Below are 14,741 nucleotides of genomic sequence, written 5' to 3'. Positions count from 1 at the left end.
CGCCCGGGCAAGCCGGGCGCGGTTTCGTCAAAGCAGCAACAATTACTTGTTGATAGCGTCGGTCAGCACTTTGGCTGGCACGAACTTGACGACTTTCTTGGCAGCGATTTCGATGGCAGCGCCAGTCGAAGGGTTGCGGCCAGTGCGGGCAGGACGCTCCGAGACTTTCAGCTTGCCGATACCTGGCAGGGTGATTTCAGCGCCGTTTTCCAGCTGGTCAGCAACGATCTGGCCCAGTTGCTCCAGTGCGTTCTTGGCGGTGGCTTTCGGCGCGGCGATCGACTCGGCGATGTCGGCAATCAGTTGGTCTTTGGTCAATGCCATGGTGGTGTTCCTTCCCTATCAAATTCGATGGTTATGCAGCGAACGACGACGTTATCGGGCCAGCCCCTTGTAGTGGAGGGCCGCGCCAATTGGGTATGTAGATACTTAAATCGGCGTTTGGTTCGACACGACGGCAGCGCGCTGCCAGCAATGCGCCACGCGTGGGGCGCAAGACCGCGCAAAGCTACCACAGGAGTGGATAAATATCCGCAGCGCACTTCGATTAAATGCAGGTTTTTCAGGGGTTTTGGCTTAAAACGTACAAAAATGAACAAAAAACGAACAACCGGCATTTCGGCCAACATCCGGCCACTGCACCACTGGGTGTCTGGGTTAAACTTGGCGACTTTTGCAGCCCGCCGAGAATTTCATGCCTATCCGTCATTGCATCGTTCACCTGATCGACAAGAAGCCTGATGGCAGCCCCGCCGTGCTGCACGCCCGCGATAGCGAACTGGCGGCTTCCGACGCCATCGAAAACCTGCTGGCAGACCTGAACGACAGCTACAACGCCAAGCAAGGCAAGGCCTGGGGCTTCTTCCACGGCGAGTCGGGGGCCTACCCGCTCAGCGGCTGGCTGAAGCAGTACCTGGAAGGCGACACAGACTTTACCGCCTTCAGCCGCCAGGCCGTGGAACACCTGCAGAAGCTGATGGAGGAGTCCAACCTGTCCACCGGCGGTCACGTGCTGTTTGCCCATTACCAACAGGGCATGACCGAATACCTGGCCATCGCCCTGCTGCACCACAGTGAAGGCGTGGCGGTGAATGCCGAACTCGACGTCACCCCATCCCGTCACCTTGACCTTGGCCAGTTGCACCTGGCGGCGCGCATCAACCTGTCCGAGTGGAAGAACAACCAGAACTCCAAGCAGTACATCTCGTTCATCAAGGGCAAGAACGGCAAGAAAGTCTCGGACTATTTCCGCGATTTCATTGGCTGCCAGGAAGGTGTCGACGGCCCGGGTGAAACCCGCACCCTGCTCAAGGCTTTCAGCGACTTCGTCGAGAGCGAAGACTTGCCGGAAGCATCCGCCCGCGAAAAGACCCAGACGCTGGTCGAGTACGCCACTACCCAGACCAAACTGGGTGAACCGGTGACGCTGGAAGAGCTGTCCAGCCTGATCGACGAAGACCGGCCCAAGGCGTTTTACGACCATATCCGCAACAAGGACTACGGCTTGTCGCCGGAGATTCCGGCGGATAAACGCACCCTCAACCAGTTCCGTCGCTTTACCGGGCGTGCCGAAGGTCTGTCGATCAGCTTCGAGGCGCACCTGCTGGGCGACAAGGTGGAGTATGACGAGGCCGCCGGCACCCTGATCATCAAGGGGCTGCCGACCACCCTGGTGGACCAGCTGAAGCGACGCAAGGACTGACGGCCCATGGGCCGGGCGACCTGCTCCTGCACGCATCGCGACCTCCTGTAGGCGCGGCCTTGCGTCGCGATGGGCCGCAAAGCGACCCCGGCACCCTCAAGCCGAACCCACCAGATAAGCCGCCACCAAAGCCTCTTTCGCCGACTTGCGCAGCCGTTTCACCAACCGCTCCTGGCGCAATGCCTCGCCCTTGTCCGGCCATTGCTCGACATACACCAGCGCCTGTGCCGGGCTGGTCTTGAAGTACCGTGCCCCCCGCCCTTTCTGATGGGCCAGAAAACGCCGCTGCGGGTCATCGCTGACCCCGCAATACAACGAACCGTTGGCCGCCCTGACCAGGTAGACATACCAAGGCTTGCCAACGCCTGCAGGGGCAGCTTCACACACCCTGGGCCTGCTGGAACGCGCGCAACCCCTTGAAGGCCTGTGCGCGAACCTTGTTCTGCACCAGCGGCGACCAACCCAGCAATACCCCTGGCATGCCCAACGCCTGCCGCGACCAGCGCCACAGGTCGAACGTATCGTCGTGCTGGCAGATCAAGCCATCGCGGATGATGAAGCGTGCCTGGATATCATTGACCACCACCCGCCCCGTCTGGCTGAACAGGTAGGTCGCCACCCAGTGTGCGGCACCGCTGCGCTCGTCGGCGCGTACGCTGTCGAAGGTGAGGGTGAAGTCTTTGGCGCGCGTGGTCAGCATGCGCCACATGTCGCCCGCGTCCTTGCCACGCAGCGTACCGAAAACCGGATCGCTGAAAACGATATCGTCGCTGTAGCAGGCGATCATTGCCTCGGCGTCCAGGCGCTGGAAGGCCTGGTAGAAGCGCGTAATCAAATCGCGGTGGGCGTCACTCATGGGGGCTGGTCCATCCTGGGGTCGAAAGCAGCACGATAATCTGACCCGGTTGCTTATGCCAGCTTCCGCCGCAGCATCTTCAGCGCCTGTGAGATCGAGCGCCGCCCGCGCGGCGCAATCGCGAGCTGCGCTCGCTCCTACGTTTGTTTCGGGCCAGTAACGCCTGTGACAGGCGCGCGCGGCCGCCTTGTTTGTACGGCGCGATATTGAGGCATGCACCAAGGCGTTCGCGCGCGAATCCCACAGGAATAATTGGCCCGAAACAAACGTAGGAGCGAGCGCAGCTCGCGATGCGCCGCGCGGGCGGCGCTCGATCTCACAGGCGCTGCATATCTTGTGACAAACACCTATCAGCCCTGACGCGATCCCTGTGGGAGCTGGCTTGCCGGCGACAGGGCCGGTGCTGCCCAGCACAGATTCAGACTTTTTCGCTGGTCACCTGCACATGCAAAGCCCGCCCGGCCCCCAACCCGAAGACGATGGCGCCGACGCCAAGCACAGCGAAGATCCAGCCCACGGCCGCCCAGCCGCCCGTCAGGTCATGCACCAACCCCACCGCGAACGGCCCCATGGACGCCAGGGTATAACCCACGCCTTGGGCCATGCTCGACAGGTTGGCCGCCACGTGGGCATCCTTCGAGCGCAACACGATCAAGGTCAGCGCCAGGGCAAATGTACCACCCTGCCCCAGGCCCAGCACCACGGCCCAGCCCCACAGCCCGGAAAGCGGGGCATACAGGCAACCGAACAGGCCCGCCAGAGTGGTCAGCATGACCACCACGATTGCCAGCCGCTGGTCCTTGCCGCGAGTGGCCAGCCACGGCGCGCTCAGCGAACTCAGCAACTGCACGATGACCGATCCGGAAAGTACCAGGCCGGCCTGGGTCGGGCTCAGGCCACGACCGATCAGGATCGACGGCAGCCAGCCAAACACGATGTAGGCCAGCGACGACTGCAGCCCCATATACAGGGTCACCTGCCAGGCCAACGGATCACGCCAGAGGCCACGTACGCGGTATGCCACCTTGTGCAGGCCGTGCCCCTGGCGGGCTTGTGGCAGCCAGACCAGCATGGCCAGCAGCGCCGGGAGCACCCAGAAGCCCAGGCCCAACGCCCAGCTGCCACCGAAATGGCCGGCCAAGGGCACGGTGGCACCCGCCGCCATGGCCGCGCCCAGGCACAAGGCCATGGTGTACACCCCGGTCAGCGTGCCTGCGTGCTGGGGGAAGTCGCGCTTGACGATACCGGGCAACAACACCCCGATGATGCCGATGCTGGCGCCAGCCATCAGGCTGCCCAGAAACACCCCCGCCACGCCCAAACTGCTGCGCACGACAATACCCAAAGCCAGGGTGAGCAGAATGCCGACGATCACCCGCTCACTGCCAAAGCGCCTTGCCAGCATCGGTGCCAGCGGCGCAAACAGCCCAAGGCACAACACCGGCAAGGTGGTCAGCAAACCAGCTTGCGAAGCGTTCAGCCCCAGGCCTTCGGACACCTGGCCCAACACGGGCGCCATGCTCGACAGCGCCGGGCGCAGGTTCAGCGCCACCAGCACCAGGCCGAGCAACAGCAGCCACGGCCGACGCAATTGCACCGGCTGCTGCTGGACTTGCTCGTCGTCGGCCTCGGCGTCGATCAGCAGCTCATCGAGGTCGCGTGCGTGCGGTGGGGTGTTGCGGGGTAGGGATTCAGCCATGGTGTTCTCGGGGTCAGGATTCGATAAGGGTGCGGCTCAGGTGCTTGGCCCGGTCCGCATCACGCTGTTCGATGGCGTCGAGGATCTGCCCATGCAGATCGAACGTGGCCTGGCAGCGCGGCACGGTCGCCATGCTGTGCTGCAGCGCCGCCGCGACCACGCCGGAGAAATAGCGGTAAAGCTCGCTGAGGGCGGGGTTGTGGGCGGCATCGACCAGCCGCTGGTGAAACACCAGGTCGCACCTTATGTAGTGATCGACATCACCATGAAAATGCCCGGCGCTGCCGGCCAGCGCTTCGCGCAGCCCTTGCAGGTCTGCATCGGTGCGCCGCAGCGCGGCCAGGCCAATCGCCTCCGCCTCGAGAATGTGGCGGGTTTCACGGGCCTGCTCGGCGGTACAGCGGGCCATGGCCTGCATCGCCAGCAACGGGTCCTGCGCGGTACGCAGGTAGCTGCCGTCGCCTTGGCGCACTTCGACCAGGCCGCTGAAGGCCAGCACGCGCATGGCTTCGCGCACGGTGTTACGGCTGATGCCCAGTTGCAGGGCCAGTTCCGGCTCGGTCGGCAGGCGCTGGCCGATCTGCCAGTCACCCTGGGCGATGCGCTCACGCAGTTGCTCAACGGCCTGCTCGACGAGGGAGCGTTTGATCAATAACGACATCGATACATCCAGTCATCGGACGAATTAGGGCTAACCATAAGCGCTGAATCAACAGGCTGCAACGCTTCACAGAATTGTTTTTGAGTAGGCACCAAGCGCCGCGCGGGCGGCGCTCGGTCTGACAGGCGCTAAAAAGGGCCCGGTCAGTTCAAGGCATCCAGCAGCGCCTGGTTCATCTCCGGCGTGCCAATGGTGATCCGCAGGAACTGAGCGATACGTGCCTGCTTGAAGTGGCGCACGATGACGCCCTGCTCGCGCAAGCGCGCTGCCAACTCGGCGGCATCCTGTTGCGGGTGGCGCGCGAAAATGAAGTTGGCCGCCGACGGCAGCACTTCGAAGCCCTTGGCCTGTAGCTGGCCAACCAACGCCTCGCGGCTGTCGATGACCTTGCGGCAGGTTTGCTCGAAGTACTCTCGGTCCTCGAAAGCCGCGGCAGCGCCAACAATGGCCGCACGGTCCAGCGGGTAGGAGTTGAAGCTGTTCTTGATGCGCTCCAATGCTTCGATCAGGTCCGGGTGCCCCACGGCCAAGCCGACACGCAGCCCCGCCAACGAGCGCGATTTGGACAAGGTCTGGGTCACCAACAGGTTGTCGTAGCGGTCGACCAGGCTGATGGCGGTTTCGCCGCCGAAGTCGATGTACGCTTCATCCACCACCACCACCGAGTCACGGTTGGCCTGCAGCAGTTGCTCTACCGCCTGCAGTGGCATCAGGCAACCCGTAGGCGCGTTGGGGTTGGGGAAGATGATCCCGGCATTGGGCTTGTTGTAGTCCTCGATACGGATCTGGAACTGCTCGTCCAGGGCTACCTGCTCGAACGCGATGCCGTAGAGACCACAGTACACCGGGTAGAAGCTGTAGCTGATATCGGGGAACAACAACGGTGCATCGTGCTGGAACAGGCCGTGGAAGATGTGCGCCAGCACCTCGTCCGAACCATTGCCGACAAACACTTGCGCCGGGGTAACGCCGTAATACTCGGCCACCGCCTGCTTCAGGCGGTCACCGTTAGGATCGGGGTACAGGCGCAGGTTGTCGTTCAGCTCCGCGCGCATGGCCTCCAGCGCCTTGGGCGACGGGCCGTAGGGGTTCTCGTTGGTGTTCAGCTTGACCAGCCGCGCCAGTTTGGGCTGCTCGCCCGGCACGTAAGGCACCAGGTCCTTGACGAAGGGGCTCCAGAATCGGCTCATGTTCAGTTCCCCTTCTGTTGGGTCAGGATGCGGTATTCAGCGCTTCGGGCGTGCGCGGTCAGCGATTCGCCACGGGCCAGCACGGAGGCAGTCTGGCCCAGTTCGGACGCGCCTTGCTCGGAGCAGAAGATGATCGACGACCGCTTCTGGAAGTCGTACACACCCAACGGCGACGAGAAGCGTGCAGTGCCGGAGGTTGGCAACACGTGGTTGGGGCCGGCGCAGTAATCACCCAGTGCTTCGCTGGTGTGGCGGCCCATGAAGATCGCGCCGGCGTGGCGAATGTGCGGCAGCCAGGCCTGCGGGTCGGCCACCGACAGCTCCAGGTGCTCGGGGGCAATGCGGTTGGCCACGTCCATGGCCTGCTGCATGTCTTTTACCTGGATCAATGCACCACGGCCGTTGACCGACTTCTGGATGATTTGCGCACGCTCCATGGTCGGCAGCAGCTTGTCGATACTGGCAGCGACACGGTCGAGGAAGGCGGCATCCGGGCTGACCAGAATGGCCTGTGCGTCTTCGTCGTGTTCAGCCTGGGAGAACAGGTCCATGGCGATCCAGTCCGGGTCGGTCTGACCGTCGCACACCACCAGGATTTCCGAAGGCCCGGCGATCATGTCGATGCCCACCTGGCCAAATACATGGCGCTTGGCAGTGGCGACGTAGATGTTGCCCGGGCCGACGATCTTGTCGACCTGTGGCACGCTTTCGGTGCCATAGGCCAGTGCCGCGACCGCCTGGGCGCCACCGACAGTGAACACGCGGTCGACACCGGCGATGCAGGCAGCGGCCAGCACCAGCTCGTTGACCTCACCGCGCGGGGTCGGCACTACCATCACCACTTCGGCCACGCCGGCCACCTTGGCCGGGATGGCATTCATCAGCACCGACGAGGGGTACGAGGCCTTGCCACCGGGCACATACAGGCCGGCCCGATCCAGCGGGGTAACCTTCTGCCCCAGTACGGTGCCGTCGGCTTCGGTGTACTGCCAGGAATCCTGCTTCTGCCGCTCATGGTAGATGCGCACACGTTCGGCGGCCTTTTCCAGGGCCTGGCGCTGTACGGGGGTGATACGGGTCAGCGCCAGCTCCAGGCGCTCGCGATCGAGGATCAGGTCATCGATCGATGTGGCCTGAACGCCATCGAAACGCTGGGTGAACTCCACCAGCGCTGCGTCGCCACGCTCGCGCACGGCCTTGATGATGTCCAGCACGCGCTGGTTGACCGCGTCATCGGACACACTTTCCCAGCTCAGCAGATGATCCAGATGTCGGGCGAAATCCGGATCAGCAGCGTTGAGACGGGCAATTGCAGTGGACACGGTCATGGCGAGGGCCTCGATGATTAGCGAATGCTCAGGCGCCCTAGGCTACCAGTCCATCCGCGCGGGCACCCGAGAAAAGTGGCTATGACGCGGATAGATGGGCGCGGCAGCAACGGCCGCGCGCAATCGGTAGGGAATTAACCGCGGTGTCGCGATTCGACCGCCGCGCGCAGCGTGTCGATAAGGCTCTGGATGCGGGCGTGCTGCATCTTCATGGAAGCCTTGTTGACCACCAGGCGCGAGCTGATCGTGGCGATCATTTCCTGGGGCTCCAAGCCATTGGCCCGCAGGGTGTTGCCGGTATCCACCACGTCGATGATCTTGTCGGCGAGGTTGATCAGCGGTGCCAGCTCCATCGAGCCGTACAGCTTGATGATGTCGACCTGGCGGCCCTGTTCGGCGTAGTAACGCTTGGCGACGTTGACGAACTTGGTGGCCACGCGCAGGCGGCCCTTGGGCTCAGGGGCGCCGACCACGCCTGCGGTCATCAGCTTGCAGCGGGCAATCTGCAGGTCCAGTGGCTCGTACAGGCCCTGGCCGCCGTACTCCATCAGCACGTCCTTGCCGGCCACACCCAGGTCGGCAGCACCATGCTCGACATAGGTCGGCACGTCGGTAGCACGCACGATCAGCAGGCGTACGTCGTCCTGCGTGGTAGGGATGATCAGTTTGCGGCTCTTGTCCGGGTTCTCGGTCGGCACGATGCCGGCCTCGGCCAGCAACGGCAAGGTATCGTCGAGAATACGGCCTTTGGAAAGCGCGATGGTCAACATTGGAACGTCGGTCCTTAAGCGGCTACTGCTGGCCAGGTCAGGGACCTGGCCGCTTTCAATTCGAACGGTGCGTCCTTGCACCAGAGGGCGATCAGCCCGGTACGCGGCGGATTTTCGCGCCGAGCATCTGCAGTTTTTCTTCGATGCACTCGTAGCCACGGTCAATGTGGTAGATGCGGTCGATCAGCGTGTCACCTTCGGCCACCAGCGCCGAGAGCACCAGGCTGGCCGACGCGCGCAGGTCGGTGGCCATGACCGGGGCGCCTTTGAGGGCCGGTACACCGGTAACGATCGCGGTGTTGCCTTCGACCTGGATCTGCGCCCCCATGCGGTGCATTTCGTACACGTGCATGAAACGGTTTTCGAAGATGGTTTCGATGACGGCACCGGTGCCTTCGGCAATGGCGTTCAGCGAGATGAACTGCGCCTGCATGTCGGTGGGGAACGCCGGGTACGGCGCAGTACGCAGGTTCACGGCTTTTGGCCGCTTGCCCTGCATGTCGAGCTCGATCCAGTCTTCACCGGTGGTGATCTCGGCGCCGGCTTCCTTGAGCTTTTCCAGCACGGCCTCAAGGATGGTCGGGTCGGTATCCTTGACCTTGACGCGGCCACCGGTCACGGCAGCGGCAACCAGGTAGGTACCGGTCTCGATACGGTCCGGCATCACACGGTAGCTGGCCGACGCCAGGCGCTCGACGCCATCGATGGTGATGGTGTCGGTACCGGCACCTTGCACCTTGCCGCCCATGGCGTTGATGAAGTTGGCCAGGTCGACCACCTCCGGCTCACGCGCAGCGTTCTGCAGCACACTGCGGCCTTTGGCCAGCGCTGCGGCCATCATAATGTTTTCGGTACCGGTCACGCTGACGGTGTCGAAGAAGAAATGCGCACCGCGCAGGCCGCCCTCAGGCGCCTTGGCCTTGATGTAGCCGGCTTCGACCTCGATCTTCGCACCCATGGCCTCCAGACCACGGATGTGCAGGTCGACCGGGCGCGAACCGATCGCGCAACCGCCAGGCAGTGCCACCTCGGCCTCGCCGAAGCGGGCGACCATCGGGCCCAGCACCAGGATCGAGGCGCGCATGGTCTTGACCAGCTCGTACGGCGCGACCAGGGTCTTGATGGTGCGGGGGTCGATTTCCACCGCCAGCTTTTCGTCAATCACAGGCTCGATGCCCATGCGGCCGAACAGCTCGATCATGGTGGTGATGTCGTGCAGGTGCGGCAGGTTACCGACGGTGACCGGGCCATCGGCCAGCAGGGTCGCCGCCAGAATCGGCAGGGCTGCGTTCTTCGCACCCGAAATACGGATCTCGCCGTCAAGACGAGCGCCGCCAGTAATAATCAGTTTGTCCATTGGAATCTCGCCGCCAAGTTGGCTCAGGTGCGCTCAGCCCAGGCTGCGCTGCTGAAAAATTTCATGGTTACCGCATGGATGCTGCCATTGGCGATCCACGGATTCAGATGAGCATAGATAGCCTGCTGGCGTTTGACCGGGCTCAGGCCAGCCAACTCGTCGCTGATCACGTTCAACTGGAAGTTGCAGCCTTCGCCTTCAACTTCTACCCGGGAACCCGGCAATTTCTCTTCAAGGAAGCTTTTAACTTCTACGGCCTGCATGCTCAACCTCAATCGGCGCCCGATGCGCACGGGTCGGCCATCATACAAAAAAGCCCCTCGCCTGCGAAGCCCAACGAGGGCTTCGCTGACCGAGGGGCCGTCATCCGTGCCGGGCCATCAGGTCGCCAGCACTTGATCGAGGTCGTAGACCTCGGCAATTTCCCGCATGTCGTCGGGCATGCCCCGCACCCGACAGGCCTTGCCTGCGGCCTGGGCATCGCGCATGAACGACAGCAGCAACGACAGGCCGACACTGGTGGAGCGCAGCACGCCCGTGCAATCGAGCACCAATTGCGCATCCCGGCTGGCAGTGATCAGTGCCTTGCCTTGCTTGCGCAACTGCGGCCCGCTGCGATAGTCCAGCACGCCGGACAGGCTCAGCACGCCCGGCTCAGCCATGCTTACCGCGGCCTCACTCATTTCACCGCCTTTTCTGGCGAGTTGTCGGCGGCCTGCTTGGCCTTGGCCACTTCGCCGGCCCAGCCGTCGATGGTCTTGTCCAGGTTGTTGCCGTTGCGCTGCATGGCGTCGGCGAACTGGTCACGGAACAGCTTGCCGATGTTGATGCCGTTGACGATGACGTTACGCACCTTCCACTCGCCACCCAGGTTTTCCAGGGTGTACTGCACCGGGTACACGGCGCCATTGTTGCCGGTAACCTTCATGCCCACCGAAGCGCGCTTGCCATCATCGGCCTTGGCCGGGTCGACGACGATGCCCTGGTTGTTGTACTCCAGCAACGCATTGCCGTAGAACTGGAACAGGCTGCGCTTGAAGTTTTCCTGGAAGCGCTGCATCTGCTCGGGCGTGGCCTTGCGCGAGTACTTGACGGTCATGATGCTGCGGGAAATACCGTCGGCATCGACCACCGGCGCGAGAATCCGGTCAAGGGTGTCGTAGAACGCTTGTGGGTTGGCCTTGTACTGCTCTTTGTTGGCCTTGAGTTCACCCAGCAGCTCGGTGGTGGTGCCCTGAACCACGTCATGCGGCGACTGCGCGGCCAAGGTCATCAGGGGGAAAGCCGCCAGCAACACCAGCAGGCCACGTCGCAAGATCGAAATCATGGAAACTCCTCAATTAGCCGGTTGCGCTTCTTTCGGTTCCTTGCCAACGGAGTTGAGCAGGAACTTGCCTATCAGGTCTTCCAGCACCAGGGCAGACTGGGTGTCGTGAATGGTCGAGCCATCCTTGAGCACGTCTTCCTCACCGCCCACGCTGATACCGATGTACTTCTCGCCGAGCAGACCGGCGGTCAGGATCGAGGCAGTGGAGTCGGTCGGCAGGTTGTCCACCGACTTGTCCAGCTGCAGGGTCACCCGACCGGTATAGGAATCACGGTCCAGATCGATGGCGGTGACCTTGCCGATGGTCACGCCCGCCATGGTCACCTTGGCTCTGACCGTCAAACCGGCGATATTGTCGAAATAGGCATAAACTTTATAGGTATCGCTGCTCGGGCTGGCCGACAGCCCGCTGACACGCAGGGCCAGCAGCAGCAGCGCCAGGATCCCGGCCAGCAGGAACAGGCCGACACCGATTTCCAGGGTGCGGTTTTGCATCAGAAATCTCCAAACATCAAGGCGGTCAGAATAAAGTCCAGACCCAGCACTGCCAACGAGGCATAGACCACGGTCTTGGTGGTTGCACGGCTGATCCCTTCTGAAGTGGGCTCACAGTCGTACCCCTGGAATACGGCGATCCAGGTCGCGACGAATGCGAACACCAGGCTCTTGATCAGCCCGTTGAGCACGTCGTCAGTGAACGAAACACTGTTCTGCATGTTGGCCCAGAACGAGCCCTCGTATACGCCCAGCCAGTCCACGGCGACCCACGAGCCCCCCCAGATACCGACCACACTGAAGATCAGCGCCAGCAGCGGCAACGAGATGAAACCGGCCCACAAGCGTGGCGCCACGATGTACTTGAGCGGGTCGACGCCGATCATCTCCAGGCTGGACAACTGCTCGGTGGACTTCATGTTGCCGATTTCGGCAGTCAGTGCAGAACCGGCACGGCCCGCGAACAGCAACGCCGTGACCACCGGCCCAAGTTCCCGCAACAGGGTCAGGGCCACCATCTGGCCCACGGCCTGCTCGGAGCCGTACTTGGTGAGGATGCTGTAGCCCTGCAGCGCCAGCACCATGCCGATGAACACCCCGGACACGACGACGATCGCCAGCGACAGCACGCCCACCGAGTACAGCTGCCTGATCAGCAGCTGGAAGCCACCGCCAATGCCGCCGCGCCCGACCAGAGCATGGAACAGGAACAGGCAGGAACGCCCGAGTACCGCCACCACGTCGATGGCCGAGCGGCCCAGCAGCCGGACACGTTCGAGTAAGGATTTTCTGCGCATCAACGCGCCCCCAGCAGGTCGGCGCTGTAGTCAGGCGCAGGGAAATGGAACGGCACCGGGCCATCCGGGTCGCCTTTCATGAACTGGCGGATCCGCGGGTTGTCCGAGCCCATCAGCTCATCGGGGGTACCCTGCCCCAGCACCTGGCCGTCGCCCACCACATAGATGTAGTCGGCGATGCTGGCGGTTTCTGCGAGGTCATGGGACACCACGATGCTGGTAATGCCCAAGGCATCGTTGAGCAGGCGGATCAAGCGCACCAGTACCCCCATGGCAATCGGGTCCTGCCCGACGAACGGCTCGTCGTACATGAGGATCTGCGGGTCCAGGGCGATTGCCCGGGCCAGCGCCACGCGGCGCTTCATGCCACCGGACAGCTCATCGGGCATCAGGTCGATGGCCCCACGAAGCCCCACGGCCTGCAGTTTCATCAACACGATGTCACGGATCATGTCGTCGGCAAGCTGGGTATGCACGCGCAGCGGAAATGCGACGTTCTCGAACACATCGAGGTCGGTGAACAGCGCGCCGCTCTGAAACAGCACGCCCATCTGCTTGCGGGCGTCGAACAGGTCGCTGCGCGACAGCGTCGGCAGGTTCTGCCCGGCGACCCATACCTCACCACTGGCGGGGCGCAGCTGCGCGCCCATCAGGCGAAGCAACGTGGTCTTGCCGCAACCCGATGGCCCCATGATGCCGGTGACCTTGCCGCGCGGGATGCGAATATCGACGTTGCTGAAAATGCTACGCGAACCGCGCTTGAAGGTAACACCCTTCAATTCCACCGCGTAGGCGCTATCCACACTCATCTAGACTCCTTGCTGATGCAGCCTCGTCCTTATGGACGCCAGCCTCCCTGCAGAAGGCACACGCGCCCTTGGCAGGCCGAATAGCGGCGAACTATAGCACCGCTGCCCGCGCGCCCCCAAGGTCATGCATGCCCCGTTCAGCTACGAGACAGGCTGGCGCGCCCGGGACCAGGCAGATGGAAAAGGTGAGGGTTTCGTCGATTGCGGCTATAATCGCCGACTTTTCATCAGGCAGTGCTTTATCGACATGAGCCAATCCAGCGAGCTGATTCAATCCGCACAGCGCACCGTGCGCCTGGAACTCGAGGCCGTAGAGGGCCTGCTGGCGCGCATCGACGAGCATTTCGTCAAAGCCTGCGAACTGATCCTGGCCAGCCAGGGCCGCGTCGTGGTGCTTGGCATGGGCAAGTCCGGGCATATCGGCAACAAAATTGCCGCGACCCTCGCCAGCACCGGCACCCCCGCGTTTTTCGTGCACCCGGCCGAAGCCAGCCATGGCGACATGGGCATGATCACCGGCAACGATATCATCCTGGCGCTGTCCAACTCAGGCAGCACGGCCGAGATCGTCACGTTGCTGCCGCTGGTCAAGCGCCTGGGCATCACCCTCATCAGCCTTACCGGCAACCCGGATTCCACCCTGGCCCAGGCAGCAGAGGTGAACCTGGATGCCCGGGTCGCACAGGAGGCCTGCCCGCTGAACCTTGCCCCTACCTCCTCGACCACTGCGGCACTGGTGTTGGGTGACGCGCTGGCCATTGCTCTGCTCGAAGCGCGCGGGTTCACTGCCGAGGACTTCGCCTTTTCGCACCCTGGCGGCGCCTTGGGGCGGCGGCTGCTGCTGAAGGTCGAGCATGTGATGCACAGCGGTGACCAGTTGCCCAAGGTGCTGCGTGGCACGTTGCTCAAGGATGCCCTGCTGGAAATGTCGCGCAAAGGGCTGGGCATGACCGCTGTGCTCGAGGCAGACGGCAAGCTGGCCGGTATCTTCACCGATGGCGACCTGCGCCGCAGCCTGGACCGCAATATCGACGTGCATACCACGTTGATCGACCACGTCATGACCGTGCATGGCAAAACTGCACGGGCCGAAATGCTCGCCGCCGAGGCCCTTAAAATCATGGAAGACAACAAAATCAACGCACTGGTGGTCGTCGACCAGGACGACCGGCCGACAGGTGCCCTGAACATGCACGACCTGTTGCGTGCAGGAGTTATGTGATGAGCCAGAATCTCATGCAACGTGGCCAGGCCATCAAGCTGGCCGTGTTCGATGTCGACGGCGTACTGACCGATGGGCGACTGTACTTTCTCGAAGACGGCAGCGAATTCAAGACCTTCAATACCCTCGACGGCCAGGGCATCAAGATGCTCATGGCGTCGGGCGTGACCACGGCCATCATCAGCGGGCGCAAGACCCCGGTGGTCGAGCGGCGGGCTGCGAACCTGGGTATCGCGCACCTGTTTCAGGGCCGCGAAGACAAATTGGTGGTTCTTGAGGGGCTGCTTGCCGAACTCGGCCTAAGCTATGAACAGGTCGCCTACCTGGGCGACGACCTGCCCGACCTGCCGGTGATTCGCCGCGTCGGTCTGGGTATGGCAGTGGCCAACGCCGCGCCCTTCGTTCGCCAGCATGCCCACGGCGTGACCCAGGCGCGCGGCGGCGAAGGCGCTGCCCGCGAGTTCTGCGAACTGATCATGCAGGCCCAGGGCACCCTGGACGCTGCCAACGCCAACTACTTGTAAGGCC

Annotated in this window: 18 protein-coding genes; 3 read left to right on the top strand and 15 right to left on the bottom strand. The window is 62.9% G+C overall.

What is annotated here, in order from left to right; all coding sequences use genetic code 11:
• Positions 1-42: 42 nt before the first annotated feature.
• Positions 43-324, bottom strand: a complete 282-nt coding sequence (locus FPB55_RS04720; protein ID WP_003255106.1) for an HU family DNA-binding protein — start codon at positions 322-324, stop codon at positions 43-45.
• Positions 325-694: 370 nt separating this feature from the next.
• Here FPB55_RS04720 and yejK point away from each other — a divergent pair, with 370 nt between their 5' ends.
• A complete protein-coding gene (gene yejK / locus FPB55_RS04715) occupies positions 695-1,702 on the top strand; it encodes a nucleoid-associated protein YejK (protein WP_009687046.1) in 1,008 nt (335 codons plus the stop codon).
• A 96-nt stretch (positions 1,703-1,798) separates the two neighbouring features.
• Here the strand turns inward: yejK and FPB55_RS04710 are convergent, their stop codons facing one another.
• From FPB55_RS04710 to FPB55_RS04645, 14 genes are all read right to left on the bottom strand, one after another.
• Entirely contained in the window at positions 1,799-2,089 is a 291-nt protein-coding gene (locus tag FPB55_RS04710; RefSeq protein ID WP_009687047.1) for a GIY-YIG nuclease family protein, read from the bottom strand.
• A complete protein-coding gene (locus tag FPB55_RS04705; RefSeq protein WP_054890528.1) occupies positions 2,082-2,558 on the bottom strand; it encodes a nuclear transport factor 2 family protein in 477 nt (158 codons plus the stop codon). Before FPB55_RS04705 ends, FPB55_RS04710 begins: the two co-directional genes overlap by 8 nt.
• A 418-nt stretch (positions 2,559-2,976) precedes the next feature.
• A complete protein-coding gene (locus FPB55_RS04700; RefSeq protein ID WP_054890007.1) occupies positions 2,977-4,257 on the bottom strand; it encodes a CynX/NimT family MFS transporter in 1,281 nt (426 codons plus the stop codon).
• A 13-nt stretch (positions 4,258-4,270) separates the two neighbouring features.
• Positions 4,271-4,918 (bottom strand): FadR/GntR family transcriptional regulator, encoded by a 648-nt coding sequence (locus FPB55_RS04695; RefSeq protein ID WP_054890008.1) that lies wholly within the window; start codon positions 4,916-4,918, stop codon positions 4,271-4,273.
• 143 nt (positions 4,919-5,061) lie between these two features.
• On the bottom strand, positions 5,062-6,108 hold the full coding sequence (hisC, locus tag FPB55_RS04690; protein ID WP_009683023.1) for a histidinol-phosphate transaminase: 1,047 nt from the start codon (positions 6,106-6,108) through the stop codon (positions 5,062-5,064).
• A gap of 2 nt (positions 6,109-6,110) precedes the next feature.
• Positions 6,111-7,436: a histidinol dehydrogenase gene (hisD, locus tag FPB55_RS04685; protein WP_029887545.1), complete on the bottom strand. Its 1,326-nt coding sequence runs from the start codon at positions 7,434-7,436 to the stop codon at positions 6,111-6,113.
• A gap of 134 nt (positions 7,437-7,570) precedes the next feature.
• A complete protein-coding gene (gene hisG, locus FPB55_RS04680; protein WP_009683026.1) occupies positions 7,571-8,206 on the bottom strand; it encodes an ATP phosphoribosyltransferase in 636 nt (211 codons plus the stop codon).
• A gap of 91 nt (positions 8,207-8,297) precedes the next feature.
• Positions 8,298-9,563, bottom strand: a complete 1,266-nt coding sequence (gene murA, locus FPB55_RS04675; RefSeq protein WP_009683027.1) for a UDP-N-acetylglucosamine 1-carboxyvinyltransferase — start codon at positions 9,561-9,563, stop codon at positions 8,298-8,300.
• 23 nt (positions 9,564-9,586) lie between these two features.
• Positions 9,587-9,826, bottom strand: a complete 240-nt coding sequence (locus tag FPB55_RS04670) for a BolA family protein (protein ID WP_003255121.1) — start codon at positions 9,824-9,826, stop codon at positions 9,587-9,589.
• Between the two features lie 117 nt (positions 9,827-9,943).
• Entirely contained in the window at positions 9,944-10,246 is a 303-nt protein-coding gene (locus FPB55_RS04665) for an STAS domain-containing protein (RefSeq protein ID WP_054890009.1), read from the bottom strand.
• Entirely contained in the window at positions 10,243-10,890 is a 648-nt protein-coding gene (locus FPB55_RS04660) for an ABC transporter substrate-binding protein (protein WP_009683029.1), read from the bottom strand. Before FPB55_RS04660 ends, FPB55_RS04665 begins: the two co-directional genes overlap by 4 nt.
• Positions 10,891-10,899: 9 nt before the next feature.
• Positions 10,900-11,385: an outer membrane lipid asymmetry maintenance protein MlaD gene (mlaD, locus tag FPB55_RS04655; RefSeq protein WP_009683030.1), complete on the bottom strand. Its 486-nt coding sequence runs from the start codon at positions 11,383-11,385 to the stop codon at positions 10,900-10,902.
• Entirely contained in the window at positions 11,385-12,182 is a 798-nt protein-coding gene (mlaE, locus tag FPB55_RS04650) for a lipid asymmetry maintenance ABC transporter permease subunit MlaE (protein ID WP_009683031.1), read from the bottom strand. The genes mlaD and mlaE overlap by 1 nt, the downstream gene beginning before the upstream one ends.
• Complete coding sequence (locus FPB55_RS04645; protein WP_009683032.1) at positions 12,182-12,991, bottom strand: ATP-binding cassette domain-containing protein; 810 nt, start codon at positions 12,989-12,991, stop codon at positions 12,182-12,184. Before FPB55_RS04645 ends, mlaE begins: the two co-directional genes overlap by 1 nt.
• A 247-nt stretch (positions 12,992-13,238) precedes the next feature.
• Between FPB55_RS04645 and FPB55_RS04640 the strand changes: the two genes are divergently transcribed.
• Both FPB55_RS04640 and FPB55_RS04635 read left to right on the top strand, forming a co-directional pair.
• Positions 13,239-14,213, top strand: coding sequence for a KpsF/GutQ family sugar-phosphate isomerase (locus FPB55_RS04640; protein WP_009683033.1), 975 nt, complete (start codon positions 13,239-13,241; stop codon positions 14,211-14,213).
• The gene (locus tag FPB55_RS04635; protein ID WP_054890011.1) at positions 14,213-14,737 is read left to right on the top strand and encodes an HAD family hydrolase; all 525 of its coding nucleotides are present in this window, start codon (positions 14,213-14,215) and stop codon (positions 14,735-14,737) included. Before FPB55_RS04640 ends, FPB55_RS04635 begins: the two co-directional genes overlap by 1 nt.
• Positions 14,738-14,741: the final 4 nt, after the last annotated feature.

Origin of the sequence: Pseudomonas sp. BJP69 (assembly GCF_007633355.1) — a bacterium.
Taxonomy (GTDB): domain Bacteria; phylum Pseudomonadota; class Gammaproteobacteria; order Pseudomonadales; family Pseudomonadaceae; genus Aquipseudomonas; species Aquipseudomonas juntendi.
Note: the sequence above shows the minus strand (reverse complement) of the source record. Positions and strands in the feature narration are given on the sequence as shown.